Origin of the sequence: Streptomyces sp. HmicA12, assembly GCF_000373565.1 — a bacterium.
Lineage (GTDB): Bacteria > Actinomycetota > Actinomycetes > Streptomycetales > Streptomycetaceae > Streptomyces.
Genome location: NZ_KB891797.1, coordinates 90,580 through 106,995, shown reverse-complemented (window position 1 = coordinate 106,995; position 16,416 = coordinate 90,580). Strand labels below are relative to the sequence as shown.

Here is a 16,416-nt window from a genome sequence, read left to right as displayed (position 1 = left end):
CGTGAACGCCGGAGGGCGGGCCCCGAGCTGGGGCCCGCCCTCCGGCGTTCACGTACCACCGCGTGCGGTCTACGGCTCGAACTTGTAGCCCAGGCCGCGGACCGTGACCAGGTAGCGCGGGGCGCCCGGGTCCGGCTCGATCTTGGCGCGCAGGCGCTTCACGTGGACATCGAGGGTCTTCGTGTCCCCCACGTAGTCCGCGCCCCAGACCCGGTCGATCAGCTGCATGCGGGTCAGCACGCGGCCCGCGTTGCGCAGCAGCATCTCGAGCAGGTCGAACTCCTTCAGCGGGAGGTCGACCTTCGAGCCCGACACCGTGACGACGTGGCGGTCCACGTCCATCCGCACCGGGCCCGCCTCCAGGGCCTGCGGGGCGACCTCCTCCGGCTCGCCGCGGCGGCGCAGGACGGCCCGGATGCGGGCGACCAGCTCGCGCGAGGAGAACGGCTTGGTGACGTAGTCGTCGGCTCCTATTTCGAGACCGACGACCTTGTCGATCTCGCTGTCCTTGGCGGTCACCATGATCACCGGGACGTTCGAGCGGCCGCGCAGCTGGCGGCAGACCTCGGTGCCGGGCAGGCCCGGCAGCATCAGGTCGAGGAGGACGAGGTCGGCGCCGTTGCGCTCGAACTCGTCGAGTCCGTCGGGCCCGGTGGCCGCGATGGCGACCTCGAAGCCTTCCTTGCGGAGCATGTAGGACAGGGCGTCGGAGAAGGACTCCTCGTCCTCTACGACGAGCACTCGGGTCACGGAAGGACCTCCGGGGCGGCAGGAGCGGCGGGGATGGATTCGTATGCGGTTGTGTGGTCGGGCCCGTGTGCGTCGTCTTCGTCGCGTACGTCTCCGGGGCCTGAGGCAGAGAAGTTCTGGTGGGGACTGCGGATCGCGGCGGCCTCGGGCAGCCGCAGCGTGAAGGTGGAGCCCTGTCCCTCGGAGCTCCACACGGTGACCTCGCCGCCGTGCGAGGCGGCGACGTGCTTGACGATCGCCAGGCCGAGGCCCGTGCCTCCGGTGGCGCGGGAGCGGGCCGGGTCGACGCGGTAGAAGCGCTCGAAGACGCGCTCCTTGTCCTTGTCGGAGATGCCGATGCCCTGGTCGGTGACGGCTATCTCCAGCATGTCGCCGCCGGGCGCGGCGACCCGGCGGGCGGCTATGCCGACGCGGGTGCGGGCGGGTGAGTAGTTGACCGCGTTCTCGACCAGGTTTCCCAGGGCGGCGGCGAGCTGGCCGCGGTTGCCCCATACGTGGAGATCGGCGGTGCCGCCCGCGGCCATCGTGATCTGTTTGGTGGCGGCGGGCTGGCGGCAGCGGTCGATGGCCTCGGCGACGAGCTCGTCGACGCGGACCGGTTCGGCGTCCTCCAGCGGGTCGTCGTTCTGCACCCGGGAGAGGTCGATGAGCTCCTGGACGAGGTTGGTCAGGCGGGTCGCCTCGATCTGCATGCGGCCGGCGAAGCGCTCGACGGCCTCGGGGTCGTCGGAGGCGTCCATGACCGCCTCGGAGAGCAGGGAGAGGGCGCCCACCGGGGTCTTCAGCTCGTGGCTCACGTTCGCCACGAAGTCGCGGCGGACCGCCTCGATGCGGCGGGCCTCGGTCAGGTCCTCGACGAGGAGCAGGACCAGGCGGGAGCCGAGCGGGGCCACGCGGGCGGACACGGCGAGCGCGTCCCCGCGGCCGGTGCCGCGCCGGGGCAGATCCAGCTCCACCTGCCGTATCTCGCCGTCGCGCCGGGTGTCCCTGGCCATCTGCAGCATCGGATCGACGGCGAGCTTCCCGCCCCGGACGAGACCGAGCGCGTACGCGGCGGAGCTGGCCTTGACCACGCTGTCCGCCTCGTCGAGGACGACGGCGGAGGAGCGCAGCACGGACAGGACCGTGTCCACGCCGGGCGGCAGGGCGGGGTCGGTGTGCAGAGAAGTGCGGGTGGGGCGCTTCTGGTCGCGTTCGCTCCAGCGGAACGCCAGCGTCGCGACCGCGCCGGTGCACACTCCGGCGATCGCTGAGGCTGCGGCGACCGCCGCGTTCACGTCCATGTCTCCAGGTTATGCGGGGTCGGCCGGTCCTCCACAGCCGTCCGGGTGGCCACTCGAACACTCGTCGCCCAGAGTTCACCTTCAGTACGGAGGTGATTCATTTGGGGTGCCGGATCCGGACGCGTACGCCACCGAACGTGGGACCGTGGGGCTGCCCCGGCTCCACCGACCCCAGCGGTACAGAGAGGGAATGCCGTATGCGTGACGCGTACCACGAGGAACTGGACTCGATCGGCGAGGGCCTGGTCGAGATGGCCCGCCTTGTCGGGTCGGCGATCGGGCGCGCCACCACGGCCATGCTCGACGCCGACCTGAAGCTCGCCGAGAGCGTGATCGCCGCCGACCAGAAGGTGGACGATCTGCAGCACGACCTGGAGGCGCGGGCCATAGCCCTGCTCGCGCGCCAGCAGCCGGTGGCGACGGATCTGCGGATCGTCGTGACGTCGCTGCGGATGAGCGCGGACCTGGAGCGCAGCGGCGACCTGGCCCAGCACGTGGCCAAGCTGACCCGGCTGCGTTTCCCGGAGCGGGCCGTCCCGCACGACCTGCACGCGACGATCCTGGAGATGGGGCAGCTGGCGCAGCGCCTGATGGCGAAGGCGGCCGAGGTCATCATCACCAAGGACGTCGATCTGGCGATGCAGCTGGAGCAGGACGACGACGAGATGGACCTGCTGCACCGCACGCTCTTCCAGCACCTGATGGACGAGAAGTGGAAGCACGGCATCGAGACGGCGGTCGACGTGACGCTGCTCGGCCGCTACTACGAGCGGTACGCCGACCACGCCGTGGCCGTCGCGAAGCGCGTCGTCTACCTGGTGACGGGCGAGCACGCGGACGAGGTCCAGGCGGCCCAGAGCGCCCAGAACTCCGTCGAGGGCGCCTGACCGATTCCCGCCCTGCGGGGCGCGGTGGTCGTACGTGGTCGAGGGCCCCGCACCGGTCGAAGGTCGGCCGGCGCGGGGCCCTCGTCCGTACGCGGTTCAGCCGCAGCAGCCGCCGCACTGGCACGGGGCGCCCGACTGGCAGCCGCAGCCGCAGCCCGAGCCGCAGCCGCAGGCTCCGAGGATCACCAACTCCGGTACGGGGCGGCTCACTTCGACGAGCGTCTCGGGTGTCTGGTCGGGCCTGGGGGACTCGGCAGCCATGGTTCCCTCCTCGATGGACCTGTGTGGACCTCCGTGGCGGAGAGCCTCACCCATTGCATGCCCAACCGGGCGGGCGCATCAACGGCGCACACGAGCAAGGAACGACGCCGGGTCGTCACCCGTGCCTCCGCAGAAACCCCCTCCCCTTCTGTCACAGGCATGCCCTACGCTGCCCCTGCAGCCGCGCCCCGGGTTCCCGGACGTCGCGCGGCGCTTCTCTCTCCCCGGTCATCCACCGGGACTCTTCAGTGGGGGTACGACTGTGCGCAAGCGCAGCATCACTACCGCGACGGCGCTCGCGGTGTTCTTCAGTTCGGCCGTACTTGTCGCGGGGGCGACGGGTACGGCCACGGCCGACACCGACCGGGCGATCTCGCTGAGCGAGGCCTGGGACACGGTCGTGGACAGCGCGCATCAGCGGCTGTTCTTCAGCGACCGCTCGGGCGGCAAGATCGTCGCCACCGACCTCGACGGGCAACCGGTCGGCACCCTGACCGGGCTCCGCTACGTCCAGGATCTCGACCTGACGCCCGACGGCGGCACGCTGTACGCGGCCGTCGCCGAGGACGACAAGATCGTCGCGATCGACCCGGTGACGCTCAAGGTCACCGCCGAGTACCCGACCGGAACCGGCAGCAGCCCCTCGAAGGTGGCGTACGCGGGCGGAAAGCTCTGGTTCTCCTACGGGGACCAGTGGGACTCCGGGCTCGGGTCCATCGACGTGAGCGCGGCGACACCGACGGTGACCCTGGACCTGGCGGGCGACCACGACTTCGCCTCCCCGCCCATGCTCTACGCCGTCCCGGGCGACCCGAACACCCTGCTGACGCTGGACGCGGGCATCAGCTCAGGGCCGATCGTGGTGTACGACATCTCGACCGGCACCCCGTCGATCAAGGTCTCCGCCGAGAAGGGCGGCTTCTACAACGACGCGGCGCTCACACCCGACGGGAAGTCGGTGGTGGTGGCAGGGCCCGGCAACCGCGCCCTGACCGAGTACCGGCTCGCCGATCTCGCCGAGGTGCGCACCTATCCGGTGCCCGACGAGCCGGAGACGGTCAGCATCGCCCCGGACGGCACGGTCGCCGCCACCGTCATGGACACGGAGGACGCGGGCGACACGTACGTCTTCTCCCGCGGCGCCGACCAGCCCGCAAGCGTCCGCAACCTCTCGCACTCCTGGATGCCGTGGTTCGGCCACACGATGAACTGGTCCCCGGACGGCTCCCGGCTGTTCGTGCTGACCGGCTCGACCGACGCCACCCGGTTCCACGCGGTCGACGCCCCGCGCAAGTACGCCGTGACCGCGTCGGCCGCCGCCCCGGCCAAGGCGACCCGCGGCAAGTCGCTGACCGTCACCGGCACCCTGAAGACGACGCTCCCGCTGCCCGCCGGCACCCCGCTGACCGTCACCCGCACCGACCTGGACTCGCCCGACGGCAAGTCTCTGGGCACCAAGTCCCTCGGCACGGGCGGCAAGTTCAGCTTCACCGACACCCCGCCGGCCGGCGGCAAGGTCACGTACAAGGTGACGTACGCGGGTGACGCCACGTACACGGCGGCCTCCGCGTCGGACACGGTCGAGGTCTCCCGCAGCACGCCGACCCTGACACTGAACAAGAACGGCAACGTCTACTCGTACGGCGCCGACGTGTCCTTCACCGCGCACCTCGGTACGACGTACAAGAACCGCACGGTGGAGATCTGGGCGAACCCGTACGGCGGCGACAAGCCGAACAAGCTGATCAGGACGGCGAAGGTCAACTCCAGCGGCAACGTCTCCGCGACCGTGGACATGAAGCGCGACACCACGGTGAGCGCGGTGTTCGCCGGGGACGCGCGCTACGCGCCGAAGACCGTGAAGGTGACGGCCTACGCGCGCGTGAAGGTGTCGAACTCGATCTCCAAGCACTACAAGACGGGGAAGATCGGCTCGCACAGCTACTACTGGTTCCACAAGAAGACCAGTCCTGTGGTGACCACGACGATGTCGTACTACAAGGGCCGCAAGGAGCGCCTGGAGCTGGAGGTCTACTACAACGGCAAGTGGTACGGCTCCGGCGCGGAGTACTTCAAGCTCGGCACCGACGGGAAGGTGGCCGTCGGTCTCGGCTCCCCCGGCGAGGCGGGCGTCAAGGCGCGCGTGCGCACCTCGTACATCAACAACTCGTCCGGGGACAACGTGAACTCGACGACGCACAGCTCCTGGAAGTACCTGTACTTCTCCAACTGACCTCGGCCGCGGCTATGTTCGGCCCATGACCGACATGATCGTCCTCAACGGCGGCTCCAGCTCCGGCAAGACCAGCATCGCGCGGTCCTTGCAGGAGCTGTTGCCGTCTCTCTGGCTGACCCTGGGCACCGACACGTTCGTGGAGGCGCTGCCCTCGACGGGCGCCGGTATCGAGTTCGGTGCGGACGGGACGGTGACGGTCGGCCCGGAGTTCCGCGCGGTGGAGGCCGCGTGGATCACGGGTGTCGCGGCGATGGCGGCGGCCGGGGCGCGGGTCGTCGTGGACGAGGTGTTCCTGGGCGGCGCGGCCTCGCAGCAGAGGTGGCGTACGGAACTGGCCCGGCGCGGCCTCGGTGTGCTGTGGGTCGGGGTGCGCTGCGACGCGCAGGTGGCGGCCCGGCGCGAGGCCGCGCGGGGCGACCGGATCGCCGGGATGGCGGAGCGGCAGGCCGAATCGGTGCACCAGGGCGTCACGTACGACCTGGTGGTGGACACGTCGCGGACCGAGCCGCGGGCGTGTGCGCGGGAGATCGCGGCGCGGGTCGACTGATCCGGTTGCGCCGGCCGGTCCGGTTACGCCGACCGGTCCGGTTACGCCGACCGGTCCGGTTGCGCCGGCGTCCCGACGCTGATCCGCATCCGGCAGGTGTCGACCGCCTCCACCCGCACCGGCATCCCCCAGTGCGCGCTCAGCCGCCGCCCGACCTCGACGATCCGCCGCCGGTCCTCCGTGGTGTACGCGGGGTGGGTGGCCGCCCCGTGATCGGCCACCTGGTTTCCCAACTCGCCGAACAGCAGGGCCAGGTAGCGGTTCTCCTCGTCAGGGGTGAGAGGGGTGGGAGCCCACTGGTCCTCGTCCGGAGCGGCGACGGCGCGGACGTTGTACAGGTCGCGGGTCATGGGGTCTCCTGCGGTGAGGGGGCGTTGTCAGTGCCGGGTGCGACAGTTCCCATATGACCACAGCCACCGATGCGCCCTTGCTGCTCACCCACATCGAGCAGGCGGTACGCGCCAGTTGGGACGCCGCCACCTGTACGCCCGAGTACCGCGCGCGCTGGACGCGGGAGAACCCCGCGCGGGACCAGTGCGGGGTGACGGCGCTGGTGCTCAACGATCTGCTGGGCGGGGAGCTGTTGCGCGGCGAGGTGCTCGTCGACGGTGTCCGCGTCGACTATCACTGGTGGAACCGGCTGGGCGAGGGCCTCGAAATCGACCTGACCCGCGAGCAGTTCGCCCCGCACGAGATCGTCACCGAGGGAACCGTGATCCCCCGACCGCCCGACGCCGAACTGCGCCGCCTGCGTGAGGAGTACGAGCTGTTGCGCGGGCGAGTGCTGCGGCGTCTGGGGAGAGCGGCGTGAGCCGGTAGCGGAGGGCGGCCGCCCATGCTCCGACGGCGAGGGCGGCGACGGCGAGCCCGGTGCAGACGGTGGGGTTGATCCAGCTCCCGACCATCTCGGTGCCATGCCCGTCGGAGGTCACGCACCGGACGCTGACGGGCAGCGACATCCGGGTCACGACGCGGTCCCCGGCCACGCCCTGGGCCGAACACCACTGGCCCGGGTCGAGCAGCGGTCCCGACATCACGCCCCACGCGTACGCCCCGAACGCGACCGACCCCGCGAGGAGCAGTACCAGCGCGCAGGTCCCGCCGCCCGGCGGCCAGCCGCTGCCCGGCACTCGGGCGCGGGCCCGTCGCACCAGCGCCGCGGCGGCGCCCAGGGCCACGAACGGCGTCACGATCGGGGCGAAGAGCACGGCCAGGTAGAGAAGCGTCAGGGCACTTGTCACGACCGTCCAGACTCCGCCGGACCGGGGACGGTTCCCTCAGGCGTGGTCCCGCAGATGCTCGATGCCGGTGTCGAGTGCCGCCTTGAGGTGGGTCGAGTCGCCGGTGGACATCATGATCGTCACCCCGCCCTGGATCCCGGCGAGCAGCGCGGCGGCCGTGCGGTCCGCGTCGAGCCCTGCCGCCACCAGGCCGCCCGCCTGCAGAGCACGGACACCGCGGGCGAGCTGCTCCTGCCACTGCCGCATCAGCTCCGCGACGATCGCCCTCGCGCCAGTGCTCGACCGTCCGACCTGGAGGAACAGCGCGCCCAACGGGCAGTGGTCGCCCTGGAGTTCGTAGCGCGCGACGACCAGGTCACGCCATTGCTCCCAGGACTCCCACGAGTCGAGGCGGCCCAGGTGCGGCTGCTGGTCCTCCAGCACCCGGTCGGCCTCGAACCGGGCCACGGCGAGCAGCAGTTCGTCCTTGCCGTCGGGGAAGTAGTGGAAGAGCTGGCTCTTGCTGGTGCCGGTGCGGGCGCGGACGTCGTCGAGCGTCGTGAAGGAGACGCCCTGCTCGCGCAGCACCTCGGCCGCGCCGGAGACGATGCGGGCCCGGGTGGCACGCCCCTTCGCGGTCAGTACGTCGGGCATCCGCCCCTCCTCCTGTTCGCCGGTCGCCCCCTGCCTCGTACCGTATCCCCTTTCTGGACTTGCCGGTCCATTTTTCGCGGAGCACCGTGGACGCCGTCATCACGTCATCGCACGTACGAACACCTGGGAGATCACGTCATGAGTGGACGACTGCACGGCAAAACGGCACTGGTCACGGGATCGACCAGCAACATCGGGCAGGCGATCGCCGAGGTGTTCGCCGCCGAGGGCGCCCATGTCGTCGTGTCCGGGCGCGACGCGGGCCGCGGAGCCGCCGTCGTCACCGGCATCCGCGCGTCCGGCGGCCGGGCCGACTTCGTGGCGGCGGACCTCGACGGCAGCCCGGCGGCCTCCCGCGACCTGGCCGACCGGGCCCGCGCGGCCCTCGGCGGCCGGATCGACATCCTGGTCAACAACGCCGGCATCTACCCGGCACCCGGCACGGCCGACACCGACGAGAAGACCTTCGACCAGGTCTACGGCGTGAACGTGAAGGCACCGTTCTTCCTCACCGCCGCCGTCGCCCCGGCCATGGCGGCGGCCGGCGGCGGCACGATCGTCAACCTCGGCTCGTGGATCACGCGACTCGCCGTCCCGCTCGGCGCGCTCTACAGCTCCACCAAGGGCGCCATGGAGACCCTGACCCGCGCCTGGGCCGCGGAGTTCGGCCCGCAGGGCGTCCGCGTCAACGCGGTCTCCCCCGGCGTCGTCCTCCCGCCGACCCCCGAGGGCGCCGAGCCCCACCCCGGCGAGGTGATGATGCAGGGCACCCCGGCGGGCACCGTCGGCACCCCCGACGCCATCGCCCACGCGGCCCTCTGGCTGGCGAGCGACGAGGCGTCCTTCGTCCACGGCACCGTGGTGGACGTGGACGGCGGGCGGACCGGGGTGGCGGTGATCGCGGCGTAGGGCCGGCGCTGCCCTCACGGCCACGCGAAAGGCCCCCTGCCGACGGGACGAACCGTCGGCAGGGGGCCTCAGCGCGAGCGGGGTGGGCTACTTCTTCTTGCCCTGGTTCTTGACCGCCTCGATCGCCGCCGCGGCCGCGTCCGGGTCCAGGTACGTGCCGCCCGGCTTGACCGGCTTGAAGTCGGCGTCGAGCTCGTAGGAGAGCGGGATGCCCGTCGGGATGTTCAGGCCCGCGATGTCGGCGTCCGAGATGCCGTCGAGGTGCTTGACCAGGGCGCGGAGGCTGTTGCCGTGGGCCGCGACCAGGACCGTCTTACCCGTCAGGAGGTCGGGGACGATGCCGTCGAACCAGTACGGGAGCATGCGGACGACGACGTCCTTGAGGCACTCCGTCTGCGGGCGCAGCTCCGGCGGGAGGGTCGCGTAGCGCGGGTCATCGAACTGCGAGTACTCGGCGTCGCGGTCGAGCGGCGGCGGCGGGGTGTCGTAGGAGCGGCGCCACAGCATGAACTGCTCCTCGCCGAACTCGGCGAGGGTCTGCGCCTTGTCCTTGCCCTGCAGGGCGCCGTAGTGGCGCTCGTTCAGGCGCCAGCTGCGGTGGACGGGGATCCAGTGGCGGTCCGCGGACTCCAGCGCGAGCTGCGCCGTGCGGATCGCGCGCTTCTGGAGCGAGGTGTGGACCACGTCGGGGAGCAGGCCGGCGTCCTTGAGCAGCTCACCGCCGCGGACCGCCTCCTTCTCGCCCTTCTCGTTCAGGTTGACGTCCACCCATCCGGTGAACAGGTTCTTCGCGTTCCATTCGCTCTCGCCGTGGCGGAGGAGGATCAGCTTGTACGGTGCGTCGGCCATGGTCCCGAGCCTAATAGACCGCTCTGGTCCTCGCCGATTGACGGTGGCCGTCAATTGATTGGCCCCTACCGCTACCCGGCAAGTAAGTTACGAAAACCTTCGCCACCACTTACTTCAGCCCCGGGGGATGCACCCATGTCAGTCGCCTCGCTCAGACGTGCCGCCAAGGACTCTGTCGCCGGGCTCCCCCGCGCGTACTGGTGGCTGTGGACGAGCACGCTCGTGAACCGGCTCGGCGGGTTCGTCCTCACCTTCCTCGCCCTCTACCTGACCGCCGCGCGTGGCTTCTCGGCCGCGTACGCCGGTCTGGTCGCCTCGCTCATCGGCGCCGGCGGCGTCATCGCCTCCATGCTCGGCGGCGTGCTCGCGGACCGGGTCGGGCGGCGGCCCACCCTGCTCGGCGCGCAGTTGGCGACCGCCGCGACCGTCGCCGTGCTCGCCTTCGTGCGCGACCCCGTCTCCATCGCCGCGACCGGCTTCGCCCTCGGCCTCGCCTCGAACGCCTCGCGGCCCGCGATCCAGGCGATGATGGCCGACATCGTGCCCCCGCACGACCGGGTCCGCGCCTTCTCGCTCAACTACTGGGCGATCAACCTGGGGTTCGCGGTCTCGTCCGTCTACGCCGGGTTCCTGGTCGCGCAGAGCTACACCCTCGGCTTCCTCGTCGAGGCCGCCATGACGCTGGCCTGCGCCTGCGTCGTGTTCGTGAAGGTGAAGGAGTCGCGGCCCGAGCCGGGCCCGAAGGTCGCCGCGCGGCAGGCCGTCACCATGGGGACCGTGCTGCGCGACCGTCGCTTCATGGTCATGGTGGGCCTGTCCTTCCTGGTGGCCGTCGTCTTCACGCAGAGCTCGGTCGGCCTGCCGATCGTCATGGGCGCGAACGGGCTCAGCAGCTCCGACGTCGGGCTCGTCGCCGCCGTGAACGGCCTCGTCATCGTCGCGCTGCAGATCCCGCTGACCCGCTACCTCCAGCGCCGCGACCCGGGCCGGCTGCTCACCGTCTCCTCGCTCCTCATCGGCTACGGCTTCGCGCTCACCGCCTTCGCCGGGTCGCTGGCCGCGTACGCGCTGACCGTCGTGGTGTGGACGCTCGGCGAGATGATCAACGCGCCCACCCAGTCGGGGCTCGTCGCCCGGCTCGCGCCCGCCGACGGGCGCGGCCGCTACCAGGGCGTGTACACGACCTCGTGGTCGGCGGCCGCCCTCGTCGCGCCGCTGGCCGGCGGCTGGGTGCTCGACTCGGCCGGTGCCGGGTGGCTGTGGGCGGGGTGCGCGGCGCTCGGCACGGTGACCGCGTTCGGTTACTGGGCACTGATGCGCGGGCTGCCCACGCAGGAGTTCGTCCAGGAGGCCTCTCCCGCAAGGGACTTGGTCACCGCCCCGAAGAACTCCCCGAAGAACTCCCCGAAGAGCACCCCGGAGAACGCCCCGGCGTGAGCGGGCACTTCGGCGGGTACGTACCCGAACATGTCCGAAGCCCCAAGGACCTCCTCCAGAACTGACGAACCGCCCAGAACGCTGGTGGGCGGCATCGAGGTCGACGTCCCCAACAGCATTCCGGCGATCCGTGCGGCGCTCACCCCCGAGCGCCGCACCGAGTTCGACAAGGACATCAACGCCGCCGGGGTCGACGAGATCCACGCCGTCATGCGGCACTGGATGCTGGAGGCCGTGCCCGACCCGGAGGCCGACGCGATCCTGGCCCGGCTCGCCCGCGACGAGGCGGAGAGGCGGGGCCCGGCTTGAGCCGTCGCCGCAGGCGCAGTCCCTGCCGAATCGCGTACGCCCCGCCCGCCGACGACACCCTCACGAAGATGGCGAACCCCGAGGCCTTCCGCGCCGAGATGAGCCGCACCCTCGCCCACGACCCGTACGGGCACGGCTCCAGTTCGGTGACCGGCGAGCGCGACCGCCGCGAGGCGACGATCGGCGGGGCGATAGTCCTGTACTACGTGTCCGGGTCCGTCCTCACGGTCACCGTCGTCCGGATGGTCGCGCTCAACTAGCCGCGCTCAACCAGCCTCGCTCCACCAGCCTCGCTCCACCAGCCACGCGCAACCAGCCGCACTACAGGCGTCGTTGCGCGTCGTACAGGTTGCGCGGCCGGACCGCGTCCGTCGTTCCGTACAGCTCCAGCCGGGAGTGGAGGTCCCCCTCGAAGTCGGGTACGTCGATCTGGTCGAACTCCCGGACCGTGGTGACGCCGACGGTCGCGCTCCACGGGGCGAGCCCGTCGATCTTCATGAGGCCCGCGCGCTCGTTGGTGACCCTGATGTTCCAGTGGGTGAAGCGCGCCCCGAACAGCGGTCCCGCGGACGCGTCGCCGCCGTGCCGGCCGTCGTTGTTCACCGTGATGTCGGTGCGCACGTTCGCGAACGGCATGCCACGGTGCGAGTCGAAGGTGCCCATCTCCATGCGGCCGCGCGACCAGACGTTGTGGGACGACAGCCCTTCCACGTTGATGCCGTGCAGCTGTGTCCCGGGCGGGGCCGGGACCGTGCGCCGGGCGACGGTGAAGTCCTCGACCAGGTTGTCGTGCGAGCCCTCGCGGCAGAAATAGGGGTGGTGCGCGCCGCGGCCACCGACCGTGGTGCGGCGCAGCGTCGAGGCCGACGCCGCGACGAAGCCGAAGCCGTTGTCGACGTTCCACACCGTGACGTCGTCGACGAAGCAGTCGTACGTGCATTGCAGCGCGACCCCGTTGTAGCCCTTGTCCAGGAGATGCTGCGCCTGCGGGGTCTCCACCGCCTCCAGGGTCAGGCCCTCGACTCCCGCTCCGGACAGGGCCTTCACGTGGGTCGTGAGTCTCGGGTCCCACTCGGGGCGCACGTCGAGCGGCAGCGGGCGCTCGAAGGTGACCCGGGCGCCGCGCACCGAGGCGATCCGCACGGGCCATTCGTAGGGAACGTACGAGGTCAGCTTGGTCTTGTCGTCCCAGTAGTACGCCTCGGGGCCCGCGCCGCCGCCCGCCATGTGCTCCAGCAGCGTGTGGTCCGCGTCGTCGGCGAGGCGCAGGAGGACGAGGTCGCCCCGCCGCAGCCGGGACGCGTCGGCGACCGTGACCGACCACGCGCCCCGCCGCGCCGGTTCGACCGTCGTCAGGGTCTGCCACTCGTCGCGCCGGTTGCCGGTCCAGCCCTCGAAGGGCCAGGCCCGCGCCTTGATGGCGTCCGTGAGCGTACGGAAACGGTCGGCCGGGCAGAGCCAGATCAGGCCGCCGGCCCAGGACCAGGAGGACTTGTCGCCGCCGTAGCGGGAGCCGTAGACGCCGATCAGCTCGGTGAGGTTCTTCGTCGCGTAGAGCTTGGTGGCGGCGCTGCCCGCGCCCTTGAGGACGACGTCGTCGTCCCCGATGTGGATCAGGTCGTCGATCCGGTACGTGCCCTTGCCGAGCAGCACCGTGCCCCCGCCGGCCCGTCCGGCGGCGGCGAGGGCACGGTTGATCGCGGGGGCGCTGTCGATGCTGCCGTCGGCGACCGCTCCGAAGGCCTCGGCCCGGAGGATCCGGCCCCGGCGGGGGACGGAGCCGCGGCCCGCGCGGTGTCCGGCGCGGCCGATGTACGGGATCTGCGGGTGGGCGTAGGGAGTCTTGGTGAACTCTCCCCAGATGTCGGGGACTTGGCCGGGGGCGGCCGCGGCGACGCCTGCCCCGGCGCCGGCCGCGGTGCCGGCCGCCACCGCTATCGCCCCGCCCAACACACCACGCCTGCTGAGGTCCCGCACGGCTGTCACCCTTCGTCGACGTACATATACATGAACACTGTTCACGTGAATGCCGGGCGCGAGCATGCCACGGAGACCGCGGGCACGGAAGGGATCGCGCAGCGGTCGACCAGCAGCAGTGAACTACGGGAAGGGAAGGGCTACTTGGAGGGGCGCTGGATCAGATGCGTGAACGCGTCCAGGTTGCGGGTGGATTCACCGCGCGACACCCGCCACTCGTACTCCCGGCGGATCGCGCTCGCGAAACCGAGCTCCAGGAGCGTGTTGAACGCGCCGTCGGACGCCTCCAGGACCGAGCCGAGGAGCCGGTCGAGTTCGTCGGGCGTGACGGCGGCGAGCGGGAGCTTGCCGGCGAGATAGATGTCGCCGAGCTGGTCGACCGCGTAACTCACCCCGTACAGGCGCAGATTGCGCTCCAGGAGCCAGCGGTGGACCCCGGTCTCGTTCTCGTCCGGGTGGCGGATCACGAAGGCGTTCAGGGACAGGCTGTGCCTGCCGGCGCGCAGCGAGAGCGTCGTGGAGAGCTTGCGGGTGCCGGGCAGCTTGACGACGTACGCGCCCGGCTCGGGGCTCTCCCACTCCAGCTCCGCGTCCTTGAGGAACGCCTCGATGACCTGGTGTGCCGGGTGCTGGTCAGCCATGGTGCGAGAGTACGTGACGGCGGTGTTCCTGCATGGCCGCGGTGTAGACGTCCGCCGTCGCGGAGGCGGCCGTGCCCCAGCCGAAGGACTGCGCGTGCCGGGCGGCCGCACCGCCCATGCTGTCCACAAGGTGGGGATGGTCGGCGAACTCGCGCAGCACGCGCGCGTAGGCGGCGGGTTCGTGGCCGTCGACGAGGAAGCCGGTGCTCTCGTTCCGCACCGCCACCGGCAGGCCGCCCACGGACGCGGCGAGGACCGGCGTCCCGGTCGCCTGCGCCTCGATGGCGACGAGCCCGAAGGACTCGCTGTAGGAGGGCATGACGAGCAGGGAGGCGGCCCGGAACCAGTCCGCGAGCTGGTCCTGGCCGACCGGCGGCTGGAACCGCACGACGTCCGAGATGCCCAGCTGGGCGGCGAGCTTCTGCAGCGCGGCGGGCTTGGCGAGGCCGCTGCCGCTCGGGCCGCCGACCACGGGGACGACCATGCGCGAGCGCAGGTCGGGACGCTCGTCGAGGAGGACGGCGACCGCCTTGAGCAGGATGTCGGGGGCCTTGAGCGGCTGGATGCGGCCCGCGAAGAGCGGGATCAGGGCGTCCTGGGGCAGGCCGAGGCGGGCACGGGCGGCGGCCCGCCCGTCACCGACCCGGAACCGCTCCAGGTTCACGCCGGGGTGCACGACCGCGACCTTGCCGGGATCGGCCTCGTAGTGGTGGATCAGCTCGTCGGCCTCGCCCGCGGTGTTGGCGATCAGCCGGTCGGCGGCGCGCACGATCTGCGTCTCGCCGATGACACGGGCGGGCGGCTCGGGGGTGTCGCCCTCGGCGAGCGCGGCGTTCTTGACCTTGGCCATGGTGTGCATCGCGTGCACGAGCGGGGCGCCCCAGCGCTCGGCGGCCAGCCAGCCGACGTGCCCGGAGAGCCAGTAGTGCGAGTGGACCAGGTCGTAGTAGCCGGGGCGGTGGCCCGCCCACGCCTGCATGACCCCGTGCGTGAAGGCGCACAGCTGGGCGGGGAGGTCCTCCTTGGCGAGGCCCTCGTAGGGGCCCGCGTCCACGTGCCGGACGAGGACGCCCGGCGCGAGCTCGACCTCCGGCGGCAGGCCGCCCGTGGTCGCGCGCGTGAAGATCTCGACCTCGATGTTGATCGAGGCCAGGCGCTTGGCGAGCTCGACGATGTAGACGTTCATGCCGCCCGCGTCGCCCGTACCGGGCTGGTGCAGCGGTGAGGTGTGGACGCTGAGCATCGCGACCCGGCGGGGGCGTCGCTGCGCACCGGGGAAACGCAGCCGGGCCGGGCCCGCGCCCGCTCCGGTACGGCGGAACCTGGACACGTACTGACTCACGTGCGGTCCTCCTGCTGGCGGCTCTACTTACGGCGGTACTACGGCTCTACTGCGGCTCTACTGCGGGCACGACTCGAAGAGGGCGCAGGCCCTCGTCCAAGGACGGCAACACCGGACCGCGCCCCTCCATTTCCACTTTGCCGAATCATTACCGTACGAGTCTGCGTGGCGGCTCGGCGTGCCACCGCCGCGTACTCTCGTACCTGTGAGCCCGCGTACCCCGTCCCGCCCTGTTGGAACGGTGACCCGGGGCACCACCAACCCCAACCGCCTGCGCCGCATGGACCGCTGGATCGCGTCCGTGCAGGGCGCCGCGCTGCGCCGGGCCGACGACCCGGTCGCCGTCGACCTCGGGTACGGGGCCGCGCCCTGGACCGCCGTGGAGCTCCTCGCCCGGCTGCGCGCGGCCGCGCCCCGCGCGCGCGTGGTCGGCATCGAGATCGAACCGGCCCGGGTCGCCGCCGCGAAGCCGTACGAGCGCGAGGGCCTCACCTTCCGGCACGGCGGCTTCGAGGTGCCGCTGGACCCCGCGGGTACGTCCCCGACGCTGATCCGTGCCGCGAACGTGCTGCGCCAGTACGACGAGGACCAGGTGGCCGAGGTCTGGCAGCGGCTGTGCGGGCGGCTGGCGCCCGGCGGGCTGCTCGTGGAGGGCACCTGCGACGAGATCGGGCGGCGGCACGTGTGGGTGGCGCTCGGCCCGGAGGGCCCGCGCACGGTCACCTTCGCGACGCGGCTCGGCTCGCTCGCGGCCCCCTCCGATCTGGCCGAGCGCCTGCCGAAGGCGCTGATCCACCGGAACGTCCCGGGCGAGCCGGTGCACGCCTTTCTGCGGGACTTCGACCGCGCATGGGCGGCGGCCTCGCCCTACGCCTCCTACGGTGCGCGGCAGCGCTGGATCCGTACGGTTCGCGCCCTCGCCGCGGACTGGCCGGTGGTGGACGGCCCGGGGCGCTGGCGGCAGGGCGAAGTGACCGTGGCGTGGGGGGCGTTGGCCCCGGGCGGGCCGGCACCGAAGGCGTAGGCCCGAGGGGCGGGGGAAGCCGGGTGGGGCAGGGGGAACGATCTCCCCACGCCGTTCGTCACATCGTGCGGGGTCTGTCGGATTTGACGC

Annotated in this window: 19 protein-coding genes; 10 read left to right on the top strand and 9 right to left on the bottom strand. The window is 71.6% G+C overall.

Going from position 1 to position 16,416, the window contains the following annotated elements; translation table 11 throughout:
* Positions 1-69: 69 nt before the first annotated feature.
* Entirely contained in the window at positions 70-750 is a 681-nt protein-coding gene (locus B072_RS0100565; RefSeq protein ID WP_018527980.1) for a response regulator transcription factor, read from the bottom strand.
* Positions 747-2,033, bottom strand: a complete 1,287-nt coding sequence (locus tag B072_RS0100560; RefSeq protein WP_018527979.1) for a sensor histidine kinase — start codon at positions 2,031-2,033, stop codon at positions 747-749. The genes B072_RS0100565 and B072_RS0100560 overlap by 4 nt, the downstream gene beginning before the upstream one ends.
* A gap of 197 nt (positions 2,034-2,230) precedes the next feature.
* On the opposite strand from B072_RS0100560, the gene phoU reads away from it, so the two are divergent.
* On the top strand, positions 2,231-2,920 hold the full coding sequence (gene phoU / locus B072_RS0100555; RefSeq protein ID WP_018527978.1) for a phosphate signaling complex protein PhoU: 690 nt from the start codon (positions 2,231-2,233) through the stop codon (positions 2,918-2,920).
* 96 nt (positions 2,921-3,016) lie between these two features.
* Here the strand turns inward: phoU and B072_RS47985 are convergent, their stop codons facing one another.
* The gene (locus B072_RS47985) at positions 3,017-3,181 is read right to left on the bottom strand and encodes a hypothetical protein (protein WP_158689125.1); all 165 of its coding nucleotides are present in this window, start codon (positions 3,179-3,181) and stop codon (positions 3,017-3,019) included.
* 262 nt (positions 3,182-3,443) lie between these two features.
* On the opposite strand from B072_RS47985, the gene B072_RS0100550 reads away from it, so the two are divergent.
* Positions 3,444-5,414, top strand: coding sequence for a YncE family protein (locus B072_RS0100550; protein WP_018527977.1), 1,971 nt, complete (start codon positions 3,444-3,446; stop codon positions 5,412-5,414).
* Positions 5,415-5,448: 34 nt separating this feature from the next.
* Positions 5,449-5,964 (top strand): chloramphenicol phosphotransferase CPT, encoded by a 516-nt coding sequence (gene cpt / locus B072_RS0100545; protein WP_043243151.1) that lies wholly within the window; start codon positions 5,449-5,451, stop codon positions 5,962-5,964.
* A gap of 41 nt (positions 5,965-6,005) precedes the next feature.
* Here cpt and B072_RS0100540 read toward each other — a convergent pair whose 3' ends face one another.
* Positions 6,006-6,314, bottom strand: a complete 309-nt coding sequence (locus tag B072_RS0100540; protein ID WP_018527975.1) for a hypothetical protein — start codon at positions 6,312-6,314, stop codon at positions 6,006-6,008.
* A 53-nt stretch (positions 6,315-6,367) separates the two neighbouring features.
* On the opposite strand from B072_RS0100540, the gene B072_RS0100535 reads away from it, so the two are divergent.
* Both B072_RS0100535 and B072_RS47980 read left to right on the top strand, forming a co-directional pair.
* The gene (locus B072_RS0100535) at positions 6,368-6,775 is read left to right on the top strand and encodes a YunG family protein (RefSeq protein ID WP_026245316.1); all 408 of its coding nucleotides are present in this window, start codon (positions 6,368-6,370) and stop codon (positions 6,773-6,775) included.
* A 98-nt stretch (positions 6,776-6,873) separates the two neighbouring features.
* Entirely contained in the window at positions 6,874-7,182 is a 309-nt protein-coding gene (locus tag B072_RS47980; protein ID WP_158689124.1) for a hypothetical protein, read from the top strand.
* A 59-nt stretch (positions 7,183-7,241) separates the two neighbouring features.
* Here the strand turns inward: B072_RS47980 and B072_RS0100525 are convergent, their stop codons facing one another.
* Entirely contained in the window at positions 7,242-7,838 is a 597-nt protein-coding gene (locus B072_RS0100525; RefSeq protein WP_018527972.1) for a TetR/AcrR family transcriptional regulator, read from the bottom strand.
* A 138-nt stretch (positions 7,839-7,976) separates the two neighbouring features.
* Here B072_RS0100525 and B072_RS0100520 point away from each other — a divergent pair, with 138 nt between their 5' ends.
* Positions 7,977-8,747 carry an SDR family NAD(P)-dependent oxidoreductase gene (locus B072_RS0100520; protein WP_018527971.1) on the top strand — a complete coding sequence of 257 codons (771 nt, stop codon included), beginning with the start codon at positions 7,977-7,979 and terminating at the stop codon, positions 8,745-8,747.
* A gap of 87 nt (positions 8,748-8,834) precedes the next feature.
* On the opposite strand, the gene B072_RS0100515 is transcribed toward B072_RS0100520, so the two are convergent.
* Positions 8,835-9,596 (bottom strand): phosphoglyceromutase, encoded by a 762-nt coding sequence (locus B072_RS0100515; protein WP_018527970.1) that lies wholly within the window; start codon positions 9,594-9,596, stop codon positions 8,835-8,837.
* Positions 9,597-9,731: 135 nt separating this feature from the next.
* Between B072_RS0100515 and B072_RS0100510 the strand changes: the two genes are divergently transcribed.
* The 3 genes from B072_RS0100510 (at position 9,732) to B072_RS0100500 (ending at position 11,602) form a co-directional block, all read left to right on the top strand.
* Complete coding sequence (locus tag B072_RS0100510; RefSeq protein ID WP_018527969.1) at positions 9,732-11,033, top strand: MDR family MFS transporter; 1,302 nt, start codon at positions 9,732-9,734, stop codon at positions 11,031-11,033.
* A 30-nt stretch (positions 11,034-11,063) separates the two neighbouring features.
* Positions 11,064-11,342 (top strand): hypothetical protein, encoded by a 279-nt coding sequence (locus B072_RS0100505; RefSeq protein ID WP_051127055.1) that lies wholly within the window; start codon positions 11,064-11,066, stop codon positions 11,340-11,342.
* Positions 11,343-11,410: 68 nt separating this feature from the next.
* Positions 11,411-11,602, top strand: a complete 192-nt coding sequence (locus B072_RS0100500) for a hypothetical protein (protein WP_018527967.1) — start codon at positions 11,411-11,413, stop codon at positions 11,600-11,602.
* A 61-nt stretch (positions 11,603-11,663) separates the two neighbouring features.
* Here the strand turns inward: B072_RS0100500 and B072_RS0100495 are convergent, their stop codons facing one another.
* The 3 genes from B072_RS0100495 to mshA all read right to left on the bottom strand — a co-directional run bounded on the left by B072_RS0100495 (position 11,664) and on the right by mshA (position 15,302).
* Entirely contained in the window at positions 11,664-13,385 is a 1,722-nt protein-coding gene (locus B072_RS0100495; protein ID WP_078506235.1) for a glycosyl hydrolase family 28-related protein, read from the bottom strand.
* A gap of 74 nt (positions 13,386-13,459) precedes the next feature.
* Positions 13,460-13,960, bottom strand: a complete 501-nt coding sequence (locus B072_RS0100490; RefSeq protein WP_018527965.1) for a YbjN domain-containing protein — start codon at positions 13,958-13,960, stop codon at positions 13,460-13,462.
* Positions 13,953-15,302 (bottom strand): D-inositol-3-phosphate glycosyltransferase, encoded by a 1,350-nt coding sequence (mshA, locus tag B072_RS0100485; RefSeq protein ID WP_018527964.1) that lies wholly within the window; start codon positions 15,300-15,302, stop codon positions 13,953-13,955. Before mshA ends, B072_RS0100490 begins: the two co-directional genes overlap by 8 nt.
* A gap of 280 nt (positions 15,303-15,582) precedes the next feature.
* Between mshA and B072_RS0100480 the strand changes: the two genes are divergently transcribed.
* Positions 15,583-16,326 (top strand): class I SAM-dependent methyltransferase, encoded by a 744-nt coding sequence (locus B072_RS0100480; protein WP_202539353.1) that lies wholly within the window; start codon positions 15,583-15,585, stop codon positions 16,324-16,326.
* The last annotated feature ends 90 nt before the right edge of the window (positions 16,327-16,416 follow it).